The following is a 280-nucleotide window of genomic DNA, read 5'->3' on the forward strand; positions in this document are numbered from 1 at the left end:
CCTTGCCCTGCCGGCCGCGCCCTCACCGGCCGCGCTCGCCCTGTCCTGATCGCTCAGGCCCCGCTCTTCCGTTCGGACTCCAGACCATGCCGGTGACCTACGACCTCGACGGCCAGAAGCGCGTCTACGCGACCTGGGCCAAGTTCTACGACCGGATCTATCAGCGCATGCTGGCGCGCCCGCAGCGCGAGGCGGTCGAAGCGGCCTGTGCCTGCGGCCCGGACATCCTCGAGATCGGCGTCGGCACCGGGCTCACCCTGCCCTATATCACGCCGGACTC

The 280-nt window shown here is 70.4% G+C and carries 1 pseudogene; it reads left to right on the plus strand.

Annotated elements, in window-relative coordinates:
- Nucleotides 1-86: 86 nt before the first annotated feature.
- Nucleotides 87-280, plus strand: a pseudogene (locus tag EN845_RS35070) (SAM-dependent methyltransferase); the annotation flags it as partial.

The organism is Mesorhizobium sp. M8A.F.Ca.ET.202.01.1.1, from assembly GCF_004791595.1.
Classification (GTDB): domain Bacteria; phylum Pseudomonadota; class Alphaproteobacteria; order Rhizobiales; family Rhizobiaceae; genus Mesorhizobium.